A 14,679-nucleotide genomic window follows, 5' to 3' on the forward strand; every position below is an offset into this window, starting at 1 on the left:
GAAAGAACGACATGTCCAAGCGCATCGACGTCGAAAGCCTCAACGTGTACTACGGCGACTTCCTGGCCGTGGAGGACGTGAACATCCAGATCGACCCCCGCGCGGTGACCGCCTTCATCGGCCCCTCCGGCTGCGGGAAGTCCACGTTCCTGCGGACGCTGAACCGCATGCACGAGGTCGTCCCCGGCGCCCGGGTCGAGGGGAAGGTGAACCTCGACGGCGAGGACCTCTACGGCCGCGGCGTCGACCCCGTGCGGGTGCGCTCGCAGGTCGGCATGGTCTTCCAGCGCCCCAACCCCTTCCCGACGATGTCCATCCGCGACAACGTGCTGGCCGGCGCCAAGCTGAACTCCCGGCGGATGTCCCGCTCGGCCGCGGACGAGCTGGTCGAGTCCTCCCTGCGGGGGGCGAACCTGTGGGAGGAGGTCAAGGACCGGCTGGGCAAGCCCGGCTCGGGCCTGTCCGGCGGGCAGCAGCAACGCCTGTGCATCGCCCGGACCATCGCGGTGAAGCCGGACGTGATCCTCATGGACGAGCCGTGCTCCGCCCTGGACCCGATCTCGACGCTGGCCGTGGAGGACCTCATCAGCGAGCTGCAGGAGGAGTACACGGTGGTGATCGTGACCCACAACATGCAGCAGGCGGCCCGCGTCTCCCACAAGACGGCGTTCTTCAACATCGCGGGCACCGGCAAGCCCGGCAGGCTGATCGAGTACGCGCCCACCCAGGAGATCTTCAACAACCCGAAGAACCAGGCCACCGAGGACTACGTCTCCGGCCGCTTCGGCTGATCCCGGAAGGTCCGGGGCCGACGCGGGGCTCCCGCCTGACCGGTCCGTCCGCGTGAGGAGGACCGGACGGACCGGCCCGGCCCGACGGACCCGCCCGGCGCCGTCGGCCCGGTCCCCGCTCAGAGCAGGGGCGAGAGGGCCAGGAGGAACACCGCCGCGCCCACCGCGCAGGCCGGGATGGTCAGCAGCCAGGTCCCGACGATCCGCAGGGCGGTCAGCACGCGCACCGCGTTGAAGCGCTGGTTGGAGCCCGCCCCCAGCATCGCCGAGGCGGCCAGCTGGGAGGCCGAGTGCGGCTCGTGGGTCACCGCGCCGGTGCCGAAGGCGAGCAGGGTCGTGGTGATCTGCGCGATGGCCCCGCGGAACGGGTCCACCTTCACCATCCGGCTGCCCAGCGTGTAGCCGATCCGCCAACCGCCCCCCAGGGTGCCCAGCACCAGGCACGCCGCGAGCGGGATGCACAGCAGCCACAGGGTGCCGGCGTCGAACCCGATCCCGGCCCCCAGGAACATCATGGCGACGACGACCAGCAGTCGGTGCCCGAAGAACAGCCCGTGGGCCAGCGAGAGGCAGGACAGCGCGAGGGTCAGGGCGTAGCGGGCCCGGCGGTTCACGGTCTGCGGGCTCGCGTAGCGGAAGATCCGGACCAGCGGCACCACCGCGAGCCAGCCGATCCCGAAGGCCAGCACCGGCCCCAGCAGGAGCGGGAGCCACACCACGCCCAGCATGGTCCAGGCCAGCGACATGTCCTCGGTCAGGTCCACGGCGCTCGCCGCCCACAGCGCCCCCAGCAGGCCTCCGACCAGGGCGTGGGTCGCGGAGGAGGGCATTCCCCACCACCAGGTGATCGCCTCCCACGCGATCACCGTCAGCAGCGTCGCGGCCAGGATGCCCAGCCCCACCTGCGAGTGCGGGATCTGCAGCCAGCGGTCGCCCACCAGGGGCAGGGTGATCATGCTGAGCAGCAGCCCCAGGACGTTGAAGAGGGCGCTGAGCGAGACGCCGATGCGGGCGGTGACGGCGCGCGTGCGCACCGGGACGGCGACGGCGTTCGGCACGTCGTGGAAGCTGGCCAGCGCCGCGAAGGCCATCAGGAGGGCGCAGCAGGCCCCGAAGAGGGTCACGGTCACGGGCTCAGGACTCCTGGACCAGGATGCGGCCCACCTCGGTGGCCACGCCGCGCATGCTGCGGGAGGCGGCGTCGAGCTTCGCCGTGAACAGGGTGTTCCGCAGGTAGCTGCCCGGCTTGAGGCGATCCATCAGATGCGCCTGGTAGAGCTCGGAGGTGCGGGCCGCCTGCTTGGACATCCGCAGTACCTCGATCCAGTACTCGTCGAGCCCCTCGAGGTCGGAGAGGTGCCGCATGGCCTCGGCGGTCAGCGCGGCCTGGCGCTGGATCAGGTCCAGCAGGTCCGAGGCCCGGTCGGAGAACTGGTTCAGCGAGTGGATCTTGATGGCGTGGGTGGCGCCGGTCAGGTCCTCCGCCGCGGTGTTGAGGTGCCGGGCCAGGATGTAGAGGTCGCTGCGCGGCAGCGGCGTCACGAAGGACGAGCGCACCGAGGTCATCAGGGCGAAGAACAGGTCCGTGGAGTTCCCCTCGGTCTCCAGCGCCCGCTCGAAGATCTCCTCGTGCTCCTCCACGGGGGAGCCCATCATGCGCGAGATCGCGGAGGTCTGGTCGACCACGAGCTGGGCCATGTCCGAGAGCAGCTCGAGGGCCTGGGTCTCCTGAGGGAACAGTCGGATCGCCACGTCAGGTGCCTTCCGGTGAATGCCGAGGGGGAACAGTCCCTAAGATAACCGGCCCAGGTTAACGACGCCGCCCGCCCCGCCGGAGCGGACTGGGGAGTACCCCACGGACCGTGTCACGATCTGGGCACTGAACGGTGCGGGCCGCCCGCAGGCGGCGGCAGGCAGGGCCGGGAACGAGGACACCATGGGAGCAGAGAGGCCGCGCGATGCGCACACGCTCATCCTCGCCCTCCAGCGGGCATCCGCCCGGCTGGACTGGGAGGACATCGTCTGGGAGCGGAAGAGGCCGCCCGGCGGAGGCTCGGGGAACTTCGGCTGGTACGTCACGGACGCCCACCCGGAGAACAGGGAGCGCTGGTTCGTCAGGGCCGCCCACGGGATCGCGGTGCGCCGCGCTATCCCGCGGGACCAGCTCGAGGAGTGGGAGCGGCGCACGCGGCGCAGCGCCCGCGAGGTGAAGAGGGACTACCGGGAGGCCAGCGGGCGGGGGAGCCACGCGTGGTTCATCGAGACCTACCGAGGGGAGGTCTGGCGGACCACCAAGGGCGGCTACGGGAAGAGGGGCGTCACGGTCACGCGCCTGGACGTCCCGGAGGGGGAGGAGCCCGGCCGGAGCGCCGAGCTGCCCGGGGAGGACCGGGAGCCGGGAGGAAGAGGTGGCACTGGGCTGGGAGCGCCTCTCGGCGGAAGGCCGCTCGTAGCGGCTAAATGATGGAGCCCGGGGCTACCTGCAGCCCAGTGCCGTTCACCCAGTCTGGTACCCGTGCCGGGGGCGTGTCAACGCGGGTCCCGCCCCGTCCGGGCGGCACCGGGCTCTGGCCGGGCCGCGGGGGAGAACCCCGGATGCTCGGCCGATGCCTCGGCCCACAGGAGCGCCTGGAGGGACGACGGCCCGGGGAGGGCCCGACGACGCGGGCGGGGCGGGAGCGGACCCCTCGGCCCGTCCCCGCCCCGCCCGTGCGGCGTCGCGGTGCTTCCCCCGGATCAGCCGAAGTCCTGCCGGTTCACCCGCACCAGCTTCTCGTTGGTGAACTCCTTCAGGCCCCACTCGGCCAGCTCGCGGCCGTAGCCCGAGCGGCCGACGCCGCCGAAGGGCAGCCCGGCCTGCGTGACGAGGTGCTCGTTGACGTGCACCATGCCCGCCTCCATCCGCTCGGCGAACCGGCGGCCGCGCTCCTGGTCCTCGGTCCAGACCGAGGCCTGCAGCCCGTAGCGGGAGGCGTTGGCGATCCGCAGCGCGTCCTCCTCGTCAGCGGCCCGGAAGACCATGACGGCCGGGCCGAAGAGCTCGTTGCAGCCGAGGTCGGCGTCGAGGTCGATGTCGGTGATCAGGGCGGGGGACATGAACCAGCCGGGGCGGTCCAGCTTCTCGCCCCCGGTGCGGACGGTCGCGCCCTCGCGCGCGGCCTGCTGGATCCGCTCGACGACGCCGTCGCGGGCCGCCTCGGAGGAGAGCGGGCCGAGGTCGGCGTCGGGGTCGTCGTAGGCGCCGATGCGCAGCGCCTCGACCGCCTCCTGGGCCTTCGCCACGAAGTCATCGTAGAGCTCGTCCACCACGATGATGCGCTTGGGGGAGGTGCACACCTGACCCTGCACCGAGACGCGCAGACCCACCGCGTGCCGGACGAGGCCGTCGAGGTCGTGGGTGTCCAGGACGACGAAGGGGTCGTTGCCGCCCAGCTCCAGGACCGACTTCTTGAGGTGCTCGCCGGCCTGCCCGGCCACGCTCGAGCCGGCGCGCTCCGAGCCGGTCAGGGAGACCCCGCGCACGCGGAAGTCCTCGATGACGCGGGGGACGTCGTCGGTGTCCAGGTACAGGTTGGTGTATACGCCCTCGGGCAGGCCCGCCTCCTTCAGGATGTCGGCGAAGGTCCGCGAGGAGAGCGGGCAGATCTCGGCCTGCTTCATCAGGACGGCGTTGCCCACCAGCAGGTTCGGGGCCGCGAAGCGGGCCAGTTGGTAGTAGGGGAAGTTCCACGGCATGATGCCCAGCAGCACGCCCAGCGGGTCGTGCCGCACGTAGGTCCGGTCCGCTCCCATCGGGTCCAGCGGGGTGTCCTCGAGCAGGCCGGGGCCGTGCTCGGCGTACCAGGAGAAGATCTGGACGACGAGCTGGACCTCCTGCCTCCCCTCCGGAAGGCGCTTGCCCATCTCGCGGCCGATGATCCCGGCGAGCTCCTCCTCGCGCTTGTCGAAGATCTCCGCGACGCGGGCCAGGATCTTCGCCCGCTCCTTCACGGAGGTCCGGCGCCAGGAGGTGTGCGCCTCATGGGCGACGTCGACGATGCCGGGAACCTGATCGGCGGTGAGCGAGTCGAAGCGCTCCTCGACCTCGCCCGTGCTTGCGTTGGTCACTGCGAATGTGCTCATACCCTCACCCAACACCCCGGCCCGGGGGCCGATCTACGGGTCTCGCCGGGAGCTGAACGTCCGGGGTGACGACGATTACCCTGGGGCATGAGCTCCGTCGTCGGTCCCACCGGACAGGATCCGTCAGTACATCGAGAACCTCCCGCAGGCTCGGCGGCGGGAACACGGTCGCCTCCTGCTGAACCTCTGGCGCGATGCCACGGGGGGAGGAGCCCGTCATGTGTGGGGGAGTCGATGATCGGCTTCGGCTCCTACGACTACACGTACGACTCCGGCTGGTCCGGCAGCGCCTTCAGGTCGGGCTTCAGCCCCCGTAAGGCGGCCCTCTCGCTCTACGGGTTGCCCGCCGAGGAGAGCCCGCGCCCGAGCTCTGGGCCCGGCCCGGCAAGTACCGCCGGGGCGCCTCCTGCACCTATGTGAACAGCCCGAGGACATCGACCTCGAGGTTCTCCGAGACCTCGTCCGCCTCGGCTGAGAGCAGGGCGAGGCCGGCTGAGCTGGGCCGGGCGGTGCGGACCCCGGGGGTCCGGCGAGGCGATCCGAGGATCAGGCCTCGGTGCCTCCCGGAGCTCCGGCTACGCGATGCCGAGATAGGCCGGCACCTCGCGGACCCCCTCGAGGATCGCGTCATGGTCCTCGCGCTCCAGGACGGAAGGGTCCGCGCCGCCGCTCAGTACGCCCACGGCCACGGCGCCGGAGTTCCGCGCGGCCTGGACGTCCACGGCGGTATCGCCGGCGGCCAGCACGCGGCGGACGTCATCGACCCCGAGGCGCTCCATGGCCCGGTGGATCATGTAGGGCGCGGGCCGCCCCGCCGCGACGTCGTCGGTGGTCACCACGGCGTCGACGACGGAGGCGTCCCAGCCGAGGGAGGCGAGCAGGGGCTTCGCCACCTCGTCGTTGAAGCCGGTGGTCAGCGCCACCCTGACGCCGTGCTCCCGCAGCCTCGCCAGCGCCTCGGGGACCCCGTCCAGGGGGCGAGGGGGACGGGCCTGATAGGCGGCCTTGAGGATCTCGAGGAACCTCTCGAAGGCCCTGCCGACGCGCTCGTGGTCCGGATCCTGCCCGCCCCGGCGCATGAGCTCGGCGATGGCCGTGACCTTGTCCGTGCCCATCCAGCGCTGCAGGTCGGCGGGGGCGACGTCCGCGCCGGTCTCCTCGACCGCGGAGCGGAGCGCCTCGTAGACCTGCCCTCCGTCGTCGACGGTGGTGCCGGCCATGTCGAAGACGCACAGGGCGATGCGGGAGGTGTCGACGTGCTGCATGAGAGGGCCTTTCGGAGAGGGATGGGGTCTCAGGGGGCGGGATGGATCTGGTTGTCGAGGGTGAGGCTCACGCGGTCGGAGAGGTAGCTGTCCATGCTGTACTCGACGATGCGCCCCTCACAGTCCGTCCCGATGCGCCGATCGCGCAGCAGGGGTGCTCCGGGCCGGCAGTCGAGGACCTCGGCCTGCGCGGCGTCCGCGGGGACGGCCTCGAGGGTGTGGCGGGCCGTGTAGACGCCGGCTCCGCACGCCGCGAGGCGGGCGTAGATGGATCCGGAGTCGGTGTCGAAGTTCAGCAGATGGCGCCCCGCCGCCATGGCGAACGCGGAATCCTCCAGCATCGCCGGTTCGCCGTCCAGCAGGCGCAGGCGCCGGACGAAGACCACGAGCTCCCCCGCCGGGACCTGGAGCGCGCCGCCGACGTCGTCCCCGGCGGCACGCTTGGTGACCTCCAGCGTCCGCTGGCCGGGCGTCCTGCCCGCCGAGCGGGCCCAGGCGGTGAAGCTGCCCAGCAGGTGCGCGGACTGCTCCGAGGAGTTGTGCCGGACCACGGGAGTCCTCCCCTGGGAGCCGTAGATCAGGCCGTCTGCGCGCAGGGCGTCCAGCGCCTTGCGGACGGTGCCGCGCGAGGCGCCGTAGGACCGCTGGAGGGCGGATTCGCTCGGGATCTTCTGCCCCTTGGGCCACTCCCCGCCGTGGATGAGAGACCGGAAGGCCTCCTCGAGCTCTCGGGAGAGGTGGGGCCGCGTCGTGGTCATATCCTGATTGTACAAGTTTCCGGAATGCGCCCAGGTGATTCGGGTGAACAGCAGGAGAACGCTGAGATCTCAAGGTGAACTCTGGGAACAACTGTTCAAACAAGTTCTGTTTCATCTTGCCCGTGCTGGCATGCGAGCCGCACGCTGAGACCATGACGACATCGAGCAGCGCCCATCGAGAAGACCGCCGGAGCCGCAGAGCCCTCCTGTCCGAGGCCGACGTCCTCGTCGTCGGCGCGGGGATCGTGGGCCTCGGGCACGCCCTGGCCGCGCACGAGGCCGGCCTCAGGGTCGTGGTCATCGAGCGGGAGCACCGCGTGGTGGGGGCGTCGGTGCGCAACTTCGGCCACGCCTGCGTGACCGGTCAGGCGGGGGAGTGCGCGGAGCTCGCGCAGAGCGCCCGCGAGGCGTGGTTGCGGGCCGCCTCCCGGGCGGGCTTCTTCGCGGCGGAGACCGGGGGCCTGGCCCTGGCGCAGACCGAGCGGGAGGCCGCGGTGCTCGAGGAGCTCTCCGGGCGGCGGGACGGGCAGGTGCGGATGCTCACCGGGGCGCAGGCGCGCGAGCGACTCGGCGCGCCGGGTCCCGAGGGCCTGATCGCCGGAGCCTGGCTGCGCGAGGACCTCCGCGTGGATCCTCGCGAGGCGGTGCCGGCGCTGGCCGCCTGGCTCGCGGAGCAGGACGGCGTCGAGATCCTCTGGAACACCTCCTTCCTGACCGAGGAGGACGGCCTGGTCCAGACCTCGCGGGGACGGATCCGCGCCCAGCGGGTCGTCCTGTGCGTCGGGCACGACCTCGACCACCTCGAGCCCGAGGCCGCGCGCTCGGCGGGGATCCAGCGCTGCGCCCTGCAGATGGTCCTCGCCGAGGACCCCGGCATCCGGGTGGAGCCCGCCGTCCTGACCGGCACCTCGATGCTGCGCTACGACGCCTTCTCCGAGACCGACGCCGCCCGGGACCTGCGAGCCGAGCTCGCCCGCCGCGTGCCGGAGCTGCTCGAGATCGACGCGAACCTCATGCTCACCCAGCGCCCCGACGGGACCCTGCTCATCGGGGACTCCCACGAGCTCGCTCCCAGCCAGGAGCCCTTCCTCCGGGAGGCCACCAGCGAGACGCTCCTGTGCGCGGCGGCCGACGCCCTCGGGCTGGGGCGCTCGGCGCTCCGCCCCGTCCAGCGCTGGCAGGGCGTCTACGCCGCCGGGACGCAGGGCAGGTATCTCCGGGCCCGGATCTCGGACCGGGCCGAGGCCTGCACGGTGACCTCCGGCGTCGGCATGACGATCGGCCTGGGACTGGGCCGCCGGGCCTTCCGCTGATCCGCACCGGCCGCCGATCCCGACCATCACACCTCCCGAAAGGCAGATCATGGGGCATCACCCCCTCTCCCGGCGCGGCTTCCTCACCGCGGCCGGCACACTCACCCTCGGCGCGGCCCTGGCCGGCTGCGGCGGCACCGGGCCCTCCGGCGAGGACGGCGTCGTCGTCTACTCCGCCGACGGCCTGGGCGACTGGTTCGAGCGGCAGTTCGAGGCCTTCCGAGAGCGCACCGGCGTGGCCGTCTCGATCGTCGAGGGCGGCTCCGGCGAGGTCATCGCGCGCGCCGCCAAGGAGATCTCCAACCCCCAGGTGGACCTCATCGTGACGCTCCCGCCCTTCATCCAGAAGGCGGCCCAGGACGACCTCCTCGCCCCGCACGGGATCGACGTCTCGATCCTCGACCCGGAGGACAGGGACGCCGAAGGCCTCTTCTTCTCCGTGGTCCGCAACTACTTCACGATGATCCGCTCGCCCCAGGGCGCCGCGCCGGAGACCTGGGAGGACCTGCTCCGCGAGGATCTCCGGAAGAAGATCCAGTACTCCACGCCCGGGCAGTCCGGCGACGGCACGGCCATGCTCCTGCTCCTCCAGCAGGTGCTGGGGCGGGAGGAGGCCCACGAGTACCTGGGCAGGCTGCAGGCCAACAACGTGGGCCCCTCCTCCTCGACCGGCCGCCTGGGCCCCAAGGTCTCCACGGGGGAGCTCCTGGTGGCCAACAGCGACGTCCAGATGGCCCTGAACGCCATCGAGGCGGAGCGCATGGACTACGAGACCTTCATCCCTGCCCACGCGGGCGGGAGGACGACCGTCGCCCTGCCCTACGCCATGGGACTGGCCAAGAACGCACCGCACGCGGACGGCGCCCGGCGCCTCATGGAGTTCCTCGTCTCCGCCGAGGTCCAGCAGAGCCTCCCGTCCGCCGCCCGGGGCGAGTCCGCCCGCCGGGACGTCGTCCACGAGGGGCCCGACGCCGAACGGATCGCCGCGGCCCTCGACGGCGCGGAGATCTGGTCCCCCGACTGGAACGACGTCCTCACCCACCTCGACTCCGACCTGCGCGACTACCGAGAGGCAACCCAGCAATGAGCATCACCGCCCCCGACGCCGTCTCCCACCGGACCGATCGGCGTCCCGCCGCCGCGGCCCTGCGGGAGGTCACCGTCTCCTACGGCGCCACCGACGCCCTCAGGGACTGCTCCCTGGAGATCCACCACGGCGAGACCGTGGCCCTGCTCGGGCCCTCCGGCTCCGGCAAGTCCACGGCGCTGAAGGCCCTGGCGGGCTTCGAGGCCCCGAGCCGCGGCGCCGTCCTGCTGGGCGGCCGGGACGTCACCGGGCTCTCCCCGGCCCAGCGGGGGATCGGCATCGTCGTCCAGTCCTACGCGCTGTTCCCGCACATGAACGTGCGGAAGAACGTGGGATTCGGGCTGCGGGCCCGGCGCGTCCCTCCGGCCCGGACGCGCGAGCGCGTGGACGAGGCCCTGCGGATGGTGGGCATGTTCGACTACGCGGACCGGCTGCCCCGCGAGCTCTCCGGCGGCCAGCAGCAGCGCGTAGCCATCGCCCGCGCGCTGGCGATCCGCCCCCGCGTCCTCCTGCTGGACGAGCCCCTCTCCGCCCTGGACGCCGCGCTGCGCCAGAGCATGCTCCACGAGCTCCAGCAGCTGCGTCGGCGCCTCCCCGACCTGGCCATGGTCTACGTGACCCACGACCAGGGCGAGGCGCTGGCGCTCGCGGACCGCATCGCCCTCATGCGCGACTCCCGGCTGGAGTCGCTGGGCCGCACCGAGGAGATGTTCGAGCGGCCCTCCACCGAGTTCGCCGCGACCTTCCTGGGCGGGGCGGACATCCTGCCGGCGCGCACCCTGACGGCGGCCGGGGCGGGGGAGACGGTCCGCGCGGCCTACGGCGGCCACGAGATCTCCGTGCTCACTCGGGAGGACCTGCCCCGGGACCACGGGATCAGCCTGGCGGTGCGCCCGTGGTCCTGGCAGTTGGCGGACGACGCCGTCCCCGCCCCCAACCCGGTCTTCGCGGCGGAGGTCGACGGCGTGCAGTGGAAGGGCTCGTCCTACCGGGTGCAGGCCACCGCGGAGTCCACCGGCCAGACCCTCCACGTGGAGATGCCGGCCCGTGGCCGGGCCCCAGCGGTGGGCGGGACCCTGTCCGTGACCGTCGCGCCGCGGGACGTCATGGTGCTCCCGGCGGAGAGGAGCGACGGCGCATGAGAGCCCCCACCCTCCGCCGCGTCGGCTGGGCGGCGCCGCCCCTGGCGGCGCTCCTGATCCTCCTGGTCTACCCGATGCTCCAGGTGGTCGCGACGTCCTTCGACGCCGTGGGCTCGGGAGCCCCGGGGCAGGCCTGGCCCACGGTGCTCGGCGACCCGGCCGTGCACCGGGCCCTGCTGACCACCCTGCAGGTGGCCGCGATGACCACCCTGGGCTGCCTGGTGCTGGGCGTCTTCCTCGCCCTGGTCCTGGCCTACGTCCCCTTCCCCGGCGCGGGGGCCGTCACCCGGCTCGTCGAGGCCGTGATCTCGTTCCCCTCGTTCCTCATCCCGCTGGCCTTCGGGACCCTCTTCGGACCCGTGGGCATCGTCAACACCGCGATCACCGGGACCACCGGCGCCGCGGAGGGGCCGCTGCAGTTCATGGGGAGCGTCCACGGCGTCGTCCTCGCGGAGGTCGCGTACTTCACCCCGTTCATCGTCCGGCCGGTGCTGGCGGCGTTCCAGCGGCTTCCCCCGGACCAGATCAACGCGGCGTCCTCGCTGGGGGCCCATCCCGGGCGCATCGTCGGCCAGGTGATCCTGCCGGGGGCCTATCCGGCCATCGCGGGGGCCGGGGTCCTGGTGTTCATGCTCGCGCTGAACGAGTTCGGCATCATCCTGTTCACCGGGGCCCAGGACGTGGTGACGCTGCCCCTGATGGTCTACACCCGGGCCATCGTGACCTTCGACCTGCCGGGGGCCTCGGTCATCGCGTGCCTCCAGGCGGCCGTCTCCCTGCTGGTCTACTTCGCCTACTCCCGGCTCTTCGTCCGCCGCTCCGGACGATGAGGGCGGCGCGCGCCCCGCGGCCCCCCGCCCCTCCGCTCCACGAAAGGATGCCACCATGCTGATCAGGAACGCCGCCGCCCGCGGTGCGATCTGGGCGGTCTTCGGACTGCTGGTGCTGGGGCTCATGGCCTCGCCCGTCCTCATCACGCTCATGCTCGCGCTCGCCCGGCAGTGGACGAGCTTCCTGCCCTCGGGCGTCACCGGGGAGCACCTGGGCGAGGCCCTCTCCGCGGACAGCCTGGCCAGCTTCTCGGTCTCCGTCCAGACCGCGGTGATCTCCTCGGCGCTGGCGGTGCTGCTGGGCACCTGGGCGGCCCTCGCGGGGCGGAGCGCGCCGGCCTGGCTGCGGCAGCCGATGTCCGCCCTGTTCCACCTGCCCTCCGCGATCCCCTCCGTGGTGATCGGCCTCGGGGTGCTGATCGCCTTCTCCACCCCGCCGCTGCTGCTCAACGGCACCCCGGCCATCGTGGTCGCGGTCCAGACGGTCATGGTGCTGGCCTTCACCTACTCCAACGTCCACGCGGCGCTCGAGGGCCTGGACCGCCAGCAGGCCCTGGTGGCCTCCTCGCTCGGCGCCTCTCCCGCGCGGATCCTCCTCACCGTCACCCTCCCGCAGCTGCTCCCCTCGATCGGCGCCGCGGCGGGCCTCTCGCTGGCGCTCTGCATGGGCGAGCTGGGGGCCACCATGATGGTCTACCCGGCCTCTTGGAGGACCGTCCCGGTCAGCATCTTCACGGCGCTGGACCGCGGGGAGGTCTTCCTGGCCGCGGCCATGACGCTCCTGCTCCTGCTGATCACGCTCGTGATCCTCGCCCTGCTCGCCCTCGTGAGGACCGGGCGCGGGCCGGCGCGCCGAGGGGGCGGACGGCGTCGTGCCGGGAAGGAGGGCGTGGGCCTGGCCGCCTGAGCGCCCGGCCGCCCGGACCGGAGCCCGAGGCGAAAAGAGCCGAGGCCCTCCCCGCACGGATGCGGGGAGGGCCTCGGCGCGTCGGCGGTCAGCGGTCCCTAGCCGTTGACGCGGTACAGCTTCTCGTTGGTGAACTCCTTCAGCGCCCACTGGGCGTTCTCGCGGCCGTAGCCGGAGTTGTTGATGCCGCCGAAGGGGAACTCGGGGCTGGAGTCCATGTGGGTGTTGACGAAGGTCATGCCGGCCTCGATGCGGTCCGCGACCCGGCGGCCGCGCTCGGCGTCGGTGGTCCAGACCGAGGCCATCAGGCCGTACTGGGTGTTGTTGGCCAGCCGCACGGCGTCGTCCTCGTCCTCGGCCTTGAAGACCATCACGGCCGGGCCGAAGAGCTCGTTGCAGCCGAGGTCGCTGTCCTCGTCGATGTCGGTCAGCAGGGCCGGGGACATGAACCAGCCCGGGCGGTCCAGCTTCTCGCCGCCGAAGTGCAGCGTCGCGCCGTCCTTCGCCGCCTGCTGGATGCGCTCGACGACCTCATCGCGGGCGCCCTCCGAGGAGAGCGGGCCCATGTCGGTGTCCTCGCCGTCGTACTCGCCCACGGTCACGTTCTCCACGGCCCTCTTGGCGGCCGCCACGAAGTCGTCGTAGACGTCCTCGAGGACGATGAACCGCTTCGGGGAGGTGCACACCTGCCCGGCGTTGGCGGTCCGCAGGGTGACCAGCTTCTGGGCCAGCGCCTCGACGTCGTCGGTGTCCAGGACGACGGCGGGGTCGTTGCCGCCCAGCTCCAGGACCGACTTCTTCAGGTACTTGGCGGCGATCCCCGCCACGGAGGCGCCCGCGCCCTCGGACCCGGTCAGGGAGACGCCCTTGACGCGGAAGTCCTTGAGGACCTCCTCGGCGTCGCTGCTGTTGAGGTAGACGTTGGTGTACGTGCCCTTCGGCAGGCCCGCCTCCTCGAGGATCTCCTGGAAGGTCTGGGAGGACTTGGGGCAGATCGCCGCCTGCTTCATCATCACGGCGTTGCCGACCATGAGGTTGGGCAGCACGAAGCGGGCGACCTGGTTGTACGGGAAGTTCCACGGCATGATCCCCAGCAGGACGCCGAGGGGCTCGTGCTTGACGTAGGTGCTGTCGGCGCCCTGCGCCTCGGGCAGCTCGGTGGTCTCCAGGAAGCCGGGGGCGTTCTCGGCGAACCAGCGGGCGGTCATGGCGACCTTCTTCGCCTCGTTGACGCCCTGCTGCTTGGGCTTGCCCATCTCGTGGCCGATGATGTCGGCCAGCTCCTCGGCGCGGGAGTCGAAGATCTCCGCCGCCTTGCTCAGGATCTCCGAGCGCTTCTGCATGGGGGTGTCCCGCCACTGCCTGAAGGCCTGGTCGGCGCGCTCGATGACGCCGGGGATCTCCTCCGCGGTGAGGGAGTCGAAGGTCTCCTCGACCTGGCCGGTGTTCGGATTGGTCACAGCGAAAGTACTCATGGTCCTACTCAAACGCCGGGAGCGGGGCGCCGTCCAGGGGTTTCGGTACCGGCGGACAGGCTCGACGCCCGCTCAGTACACGAAGACCGGCAGCCACCCCGGATGGTGCGCGTGCACGATCGCCAGGAAGACGATCAGATCGAAGAGCAGATGCGCCGTGACGGTGTAGGGCAGCGACTTCGTCCTGGTGAAGATGACGGCCTGGACCAGGGCGAAGGGGATGGTGAGGAAGGGCCCCCAGGACTGGTATCCGAGCTCCCACAGGAAGCTCACGAAGATCACCGAGGTCAGCACGTTGGCCGTCCAGAACGCGAAGTGCCGGGCGAGCAGCGTGAACACCGTGCAGATGAAGAACAGCTCGTCCCAGATGCCCACGGCGTTGACCCCCACGAGCAGCCGCCCGATCTCGCTCGGGCTCTCCACCGCCGGCCAGTTCAGGTAGGTCCCGGAGCGGATGAAGTAGAACGGCAGGATGAGGTAGGCGGCCACCAGGACGAAGGCGAGCCAGCCCCACTCCAGGCGGCTCCACGGCCGTCCCCGCCGCCGGGGGAAGCGGACCGCGCGGTCGCGCAGCACCAGGCGGTGCACCGCGTAGGGCACCGTCACCGCCGCGACGAGTGCTGCGCCCATGAGGAAGAAGTGGGGCCAGGAGATGTCCGCCTCCATCGAGACGGAGCTGACGATGCCGAGCCCCAGCGCGATCAGCCCGAGGTCCCGTCCCAGCGGCGCCGAGACGAGGAGCCCGAGCACGACGCCGCCCGCGAGCCCCGCGTACCCCCACGAGCTCTGGACCCCGAAGACGAGGACGGCCCCGGCCGCCACCAACGCGGCGGCGAGCGTCCCCGGCCCGGCCGTCCGCTGGCGCTCGGGAAAGCCGAAGACCGGCGGCTGAGGGCGTGCGCCCTCCCGGTCCGCGGGGTGCTGGGAGGCCGGCATGCTCCCATCCTAGGGGCGGGCCCGGCCCTGGGAACGGACGACGCCGCCGCGGC

The 14,679-nt window shown here is 71.9% G+C and carries 14 protein-coding genes; 7 read left to right on the forward strand and 7 right to left on the reverse strand.

What is annotated here, in order from left to right; translation table 11 throughout:
* Positions 1–11 precede the first annotated feature (11 nt).
* Positions 12–791 carry a phosphate ABC transporter ATP-binding protein PstB gene (gene pstB, locus EWV39_RS11655; protein ID WP_129660366.1) on the forward strand — a complete coding sequence of 260 codons (780 nt, stop codon included), beginning with the start codon at positions 12–14 and terminating at the stop codon, positions 789–791.
* 119 nt (positions 792–910) lie between these two features.
* On the opposite strand, the gene EWV39_RS11660 is transcribed toward pstB, so the two are convergent.
* Both EWV39_RS11660 and EWV39_RS11665 read right to left on the reverse strand, forming a co-directional pair.
* On the reverse strand, positions 911–1,921 hold the full coding sequence (locus EWV39_RS11660; protein WP_129660369.1) for an inorganic phosphate transporter: 1,011 nt from the start codon (positions 1,919–1,921) through the stop codon (positions 911–913).
* 4 nt (positions 1,922–1,925) lie between these two features.
* Positions 1,926–2,543, reverse strand: a complete 618-nt coding sequence (locus tag EWV39_RS11665) for a DUF47 domain-containing protein (RefSeq protein ID WP_129660372.1) — start codon at positions 2,541–2,543, stop codon at positions 1,926–1,928.
* Positions 2,544–2,727: 184 nt separating this feature from the next.
* Here EWV39_RS11665 and EWV39_RS11670 point away from each other — a divergent pair, with 184 nt between their 5' ends.
* Positions 2,728–3,255 (forward strand): hypothetical protein, encoded by a 528-nt coding sequence (locus EWV39_RS11670; protein WP_129660375.1) that lies wholly within the window; start codon positions 2,728–2,730, stop codon positions 3,253–3,255.
* 272 nt (positions 3,256–3,527) lie between these two features.
* On the opposite strand, the gene EWV39_RS11675 is transcribed toward EWV39_RS11670, so the two are convergent.
* From EWV39_RS11675 to EWV39_RS11685, 3 genes are all read right to left on the reverse strand, one after another.
* Positions 3,528–4,913 carry an NAD-dependent succinate-semialdehyde dehydrogenase gene (locus EWV39_RS11675; RefSeq protein WP_129660378.1) on the reverse strand — a complete coding sequence of 462 codons (1,386 nt, stop codon included), beginning with the start codon at positions 4,911–4,913 and terminating at the stop codon, positions 3,528–3,530.
* 575 nt (positions 4,914–5,488) lie between these two features.
* Complete coding sequence (locus EWV39_RS11680) at positions 5,489–6,178, reverse strand: phosphonatase-like hydrolase (protein WP_129660381.1); 690 nt, start codon at positions 6,176–6,178, stop codon at positions 5,489–5,491.
* A 29-nt stretch (positions 6,179–6,207) separates the two neighbouring features.
* Positions 6,208–6,936 carry a GntR family transcriptional regulator gene (locus tag EWV39_RS11685; protein ID WP_129660384.1) on the reverse strand — a complete coding sequence of 243 codons (729 nt, stop codon included), beginning with the start codon at positions 6,934–6,936 and terminating at the stop codon, positions 6,208–6,210.
* Between the two features lie 152 nt (positions 6,937–7,088).
* Between EWV39_RS11685 and EWV39_RS11690 the strand changes: the two genes are divergently transcribed.
* From EWV39_RS11690 to EWV39_RS11710, 5 genes are read left to right on the forward strand one after another with little or no spacing between them, the layout of a single operon-like run.
* The gene (locus EWV39_RS11690) at positions 7,089–8,249 is read left to right on the forward strand and encodes a TIGR03364 family FAD-dependent oxidoreductase (protein WP_129660387.1); all 1,161 of its coding nucleotides are present in this window, start codon (positions 7,089–7,091) and stop codon (positions 8,247–8,249) included.
* Positions 8,250–8,298: 49 nt separating this feature from the next.
* Positions 8,299–9,336 carry a 2-aminoethylphosphonate ABC transporter substrate-binding protein gene (locus EWV39_RS11695; RefSeq protein ID WP_129660389.1) on the forward strand — a complete coding sequence of 346 codons (1,038 nt, stop codon included), beginning with the start codon at positions 8,299–8,301 and terminating at the stop codon, positions 9,334–9,336.
* Entirely contained in the window at positions 9,333–10,478 is a 1,146-nt protein-coding gene (locus tag EWV39_RS11700) for an ABC transporter ATP-binding protein (protein ID WP_129660393.1), read from the forward strand. Before EWV39_RS11695 ends, EWV39_RS11700 begins: the two co-directional genes overlap by 4 nt.
* Positions 10,475–11,308: a 2-aminoethylphosphonate ABC transporter permease subunit gene (locus EWV39_RS11705; RefSeq protein WP_129660396.1), complete on the forward strand. Its 834-nt coding sequence runs from the start codon at positions 10,475–10,477 to the stop codon at positions 11,306–11,308. Before EWV39_RS11700 ends, EWV39_RS11705 begins: the two co-directional genes overlap by 4 nt.
* 55 nt (positions 11,309–11,363) lie before the next feature.
* Positions 11,364–12,215, forward strand: coding sequence for an ABC transporter permease (locus EWV39_RS11710; protein WP_129660399.1), 852 nt, complete (start codon positions 11,364–11,366; stop codon positions 12,213–12,215).
* A gap of 98 nt (positions 12,216–12,313) precedes the next feature.
* Here EWV39_RS11710 and EWV39_RS11715 read toward each other — a convergent pair whose 3' ends face one another.
* Positions 12,314–13,690 carry an NAD-dependent succinate-semialdehyde dehydrogenase gene (locus EWV39_RS11715; RefSeq protein ID WP_129660402.1) on the reverse strand — a complete coding sequence of 459 codons (1,377 nt, stop codon included), beginning with the start codon at positions 13,688–13,690 and terminating at the stop codon, positions 12,314–12,316.
* A 72-nt stretch (positions 13,691–13,762) separates the two neighbouring features.
* Positions 13,763–14,626 (reverse strand): type II CAAX endopeptidase family protein, encoded by an 864-nt coding sequence (locus tag EWV39_RS11720; protein ID WP_238148322.1) that lies wholly within the window; start codon positions 14,624–14,626, stop codon positions 13,763–13,765.
* Positions 14,627–14,679 lie beyond the last annotated feature (53 nt).

The sequence above is a fragment of the Rothia halotolerans genome, assembly GCF_004136635.1.
Taxonomy (GTDB): domain Bacteria; phylum Actinomycetota; class Actinomycetes; order Actinomycetales; family Micrococcaceae; genus Rothia; species Rothia halotolerans.